The 4370-nt window shown below is 74.6% G+C and carries 3 protein-coding genes; all 3 read left to right on the top strand.

Annotation, left to right across the window (positions count from 1 at the left end):
* The first annotated feature begins 304 nt into the window (after window positions 1-304).
* The gene (locus tag K6I34_RS32570; RefSeq protein WP_229331640.1) at window positions 305-1618 is read left to right on the top strand and encodes an ammonium transporter; all 1314 of its coding nucleotides are present in this window, start codon (window positions 305-307) and stop codon (window positions 1616-1618) included.
* Window positions 1615-1962, top strand: coding sequence for a P-II family nitrogen regulator (locus K6I34_RS32565; protein ID WP_229331639.1), 348 nt, complete (start codon window positions 1615-1617; stop codon window positions 1960-1962). Before K6I34_RS32570 ends, K6I34_RS32565 begins: the two co-directional genes overlap by 4 nt.
* Before the next feature lie 37 nt (window positions 1963-1999).
* Window positions 2000-4370, top strand: a 2371-nt coding sequence (locus K6I34_RS32560) for a [protein-PII] uridylyltransferase (protein ID WP_229331638.1), incomplete at its 3' end; no start/stop codon positions are given.

Below are 4370 nucleotides of genomic sequence, written 5' to 3'. Positions count from 1 at the left end.
CCTCCCGTACAGCCCGACTCGGCTCCCCCACGCCAGGTCACACCGGGCGGTCGCCGCGGCCGGTCCGAGCGGCACCCGAGCAGCACCCCGCGATGCACCGCACGATTGCCACGGCGTAACGAACCGCCGCAGGGCGAACACGGCAGTTCATCGGGGCGTAACACCCCCGACGTCATCGTCACCCCGGTGAAACAACCGGCCGCACTGACGGAAACCGCGCTACGACAACCTCTTGGCGAAACCCGGCCCCTGGTGTCCATCCGCACCGTCCGCATGGGCCGCCGCTTTCGAGGAGACGTCGATCGTGAATGGCGCAGACACCGCATTCGTCCTGATCAGTGCCGCGCTGGTGATGCTGATGACCCCCGGCCTGGCCTTCTTCTACGGCGGCATGGTGCGGGTCAAGAGCGCGCTCAACATGCTGATGATGTCGTTCGTCTCGCTCGGCATCGTCACCGTGCTGTGGGTGCTCTACGGCTACTCCCTCGCCTTCGGTGACGACCTCGGCGCCGGGCTGCTCGGCAACCTCGACCACATCGGCCTCAAGGGCATCAGCCCGGAGACCCTCACCGGAGGCAAGGAAGGCATCCCCGTCTTCGCCTTCGCGCTCTTCCAGATGATGTTCGCCGTCATCACCCCCGCCCTGATGAGCGGCGCCCTCGCCGACCGCGTCAAGTTCAGCGCCTGGGCCCTCTTCATCACCCTCTGGGTGACCGTCGTCTACTTCCCCGTGGCCCACTGGGTGTGGCAGCCCGACGGCTGGCTCGCCCAGCTCAAGGTGATCGACTTCGCGGGCGGCACCGCCGTGCACATCAACGCGGGCATCGGCGCCCTCGCCGCCGTCCTCGTCGTCGGCAAGCGCGTCGGCTTCGCGAAGGACCCCATGCGCCCGCACAGCCTGCCGCTGGTGATGCTCGGCGCGGGACTGCTGTGGTTCGGCTGGTTCGGCTTCAACGCGGGCTCCGCGCTCGCCGCCAACGGCACCGCGGCCAACATGGCTCTCAACACCCAGGTGGCCACCGGCGCCGCCATGATCGGCTGGCTCGCCTACGAGCGCGTCAGGCACGGCGCGTTCACCACCCTCGGCGCCGCCTCCGGCGCCGTCGCGGGCCTCGTCGCCATCACCCCCTCGGGCGCCGCCGTCAACGCCTTCGGCGCCCTCCTCATCGGCGTCGTCGCGGGCGCGGTCTGCTCCTGGGCGGTCGCCCTCAAGTTCCGGTTCGGTTTCGACGACTCGCTCGACGTGGTCGGCGTCCACCTCGTCGGCGGCATCATCGGCACCCTGCTCGTCGGCCTCCTCGCCACCGGCGGGGTCGGCGGCGCCACCCAGCTCGGACGGCAGGCCGTCGGTGCCTTCGCCGTGCTGGCCTACTCCTTCACCGCCTCCTGGCTTCTCGCCAAGGCCGTCGACAAGGCGATCGGCTTCCGCGCCTCCGAGGACGACGAACTCGGCGGCATCGACCAGGCGTTCCACGCCGAGACCGCCTACGACCTCAGTGGGGTCGGCGGCGGCTCCACGGCCACCCGTACCGTGGCCCACACCCCCGCCGTCGGGCGCGCCGAAGGCGGCGCGGAGCCCGGCAACGGCACGGCACCGCACAAGAAGGTGGACGCATGAAGCTCATCACCGCCGTCGTCAAGCCTCACATGCTCGACGAGATCAAGGCCGCCCTCCGCGCCTTCGGCGTACGCGGCATGACCGTCAGCGAGGCCAGCGGCTCCGGCCGCCAGGCGGGCCACACCGAGGTCTACCGCGGCGCCGAGTACACCGTCGACCTCGTCCCCAAGGTCCGTATGGAGATCCTCGCCGAGGACGGCGACGCGTACGACGTGGTCGACGTCATCGTGAAGGCCGCGCGCTCCGGCGAGGCCGGCCGGATCGGCGACGGCAAGGTCTGGGTCGTCCCCGTCGAGGACGTCGTCCGTGTACGGACCGGTGAGCGCGGCCCGGACGCCCTGTGAGCCCGCACCGCCCAGCACACCGGCCGGGAGCCCCGAGTTGACGGAGAACGCCACCAGCCCGGACGGCACCGGCCCGGACGGCACCGGGCCCCGCGACTACGCGGCGGCCCGGCTGCGCCTCCTGCACCAGGCGAAGCGCACCGGCCCGCCGCGCCGCGCCGCGCTCGCCCGGCTCACCGACCAGTGGCTGGGCACCCTGCTCGGCGAGACACGTGGCGTGGCCCTCGTGGCCGTCGGCGGCTACGGTCGCGGCGAACTCTCCCCGCGCAGCGACCTCGACGTCCTCCTGCTGCACGACGGATCGGCACGCCCGGCCGAGGTCGCCGTCGTCGCCGACCGCGTCTGGTACCCCGTCTGGGACATGGGCCTCGCCCTCGACCACTCCGTACGCACCCCGGCCGAGGCCCGCCGCACCGCCGCCGGTGACCTCAAGGTCCACCTCGGCCTCCTCGACGCCCGCCACATCGGCGGCGACGAACAGCTCACCGCGCTGCTCCGCGCGACCGCCTACGAGGACTGGCGGGCCCAGGCCCCGGCCCGGCTCCCCGAGCTGCGCGAGCTGGGCGAGGAACGGGCCAGGCGCCAGGGCGAGCTGCGGTTCCTGCTGGAGCCCGACCTCAAGGAGGCCCGCGGCGGCCTGCGGGACGCCACCGCCCTGCGCGCCGTCGCCGCCTCCTGGCTCGCGGACGCGCCCCGCGAGGGCCTGGAGAGCGCTCGCGCTCTGCTCCTCGACACCCGCGACGCCCTGCACCTGGTCACCGGCCGGGCCACCGACCGGCTCGCCCTCCAGGAGCAGGACCAGGTCGCCACCGCCCTCGGCCGCCCCGGCGCCGACACCCTGCTGCGCGAGGTGTACGAGGCGGCCCGCACCGTCTCCTACGCCGCCGACGTGACCTGGCGCGAGGTCGGCCGCGTCCTGCGCGCCCGCTCCGGCAGGCCGCGGCTGCGCCGGATACTCGGCGGATTCGGCGGCCGCGGAGGGTTCGTCGAACTCGAGCGCACGCCGCTGGCCGAAGGCGTCGTCGAGCAGGACGGCGAGGCGGTCCTCGCCCGCACGGCGCGGCCCGAGCGCGACCCCGTGCTGCCGCTGCGCGCCGCTGCCGCCGCCGCGCAGGCCGGGCTGCCGCTGTCCCCGCACGCGGTACGGCGGCTGGCCGCCACCGCTGCCCCGCTGCCGGTGCCCTGGCCGGCCGAGGCACGCGAGGCCCTGATCACCCTGCTCGGCGCGGGCCGGCCCACGGTCGTGGTCTGGGAGGCCCTGGAGTCCGAGCGGCTCGTCTCGCGGCTGCTGCCCGAGTGGGAGCACGTCCGCTGCCGCCCGCAGCGCAACCCCGTGCACCGCTGGACCGTCGACCGCCACCTCATCGAGACCGCCGTCCAGGCCGCCGCCCTCGCGCGTGACGTCCACCGCCCCGACCTGCTCCTCGTCGCCGCCCTCCTGCACGACATCGGCAAAGGTCTGCCGGGAGACCATTCGGCGGCGGGGGAGGGCATCGCCCGCGACATCGCCGCCCGGCTCGGCTTCGGGCCGGTGGACGTCGAGACGGTCGCCACGCTCGTACGCCACCACCTGCTCCTCGTCGAGACGGCCACCCGGCGCGACCTCGGCGACCCGGCGACCGTCCGCACGGTGACGGACGCCGTCGCCGACACGGGAACCCTGGAGCTGCTGCACGCGCTCACCGAGGCGGACGCGCGCGCCACGGGCCAGGCGGCCTGGTCCGCCTGGCGCGCCTCTCTCGTGGGCGACCTGGTCCGCCGCGCCGGGGCCGCCCTCGCGGGCGGCGGCGTCGCGGCCCGTACGGAACCGGAGGCGCTGACCGAGGAACAGCGGCGACTGGTGGCGGAGGCGCGGCGCACCGGGGGGCCGGTGCCGGTCCTGCTCGGCATACGCCCGGAAGGCGAAGGCGGCAGCGCCGCCACCTTCACCGTCGCCGTGCCCGACCAGGCGGGGGTGCTGCCCGCCACGGCCGGTGTCCTCGCCCTGCACCGGCTGACCGTCCGCGCCGCGGATCTGCGGGCCGTCGACGGCGTGCTGCTGCTGCGGTGGCGGGTGGCCGCGGAGTACGGCTTCCTGCCGGAGGCCGCACGGCTGCGCAACGACCTGGTACGCGCCCTGGAGGGCTCCCTCGACCTCGTCGGCCGCCTCGCGGAACGGGAGGCGGCGTATGCCGCGTACTCCCGGCGCCGCCGCGGCGGCGCACATCCGGCGCCGCGCGTCACCGTGGTGGACACGGGCTCGCGCGACGCGACCGTCCTGGAGGTACGCGCCCAGGACGCGCCGGGGCTGCTGCACCGCATCGGGCGGGCCCTGGAGGACGCGGGGGTGTGGGTGCAGAGCGCACACGTGAGCACGTTGGGGTCGTATGTGGTGGACGCGTTCTATGTGACGGGCGCGGACGGGGAAC

Origin of the sequence: Streptomyces sp. UNOC14_S4 (assembly GCF_020740835.1) — a bacterium.
GTDB lineage: Bacteria > Actinomycetota > Actinomycetes > Streptomycetales > Streptomycetaceae > Streptomyces.
The sequence above is the reverse complement of the archived record's forward strand: the minus strand, read 5'-3'. Positions and strand labels throughout refer to the sequence as shown.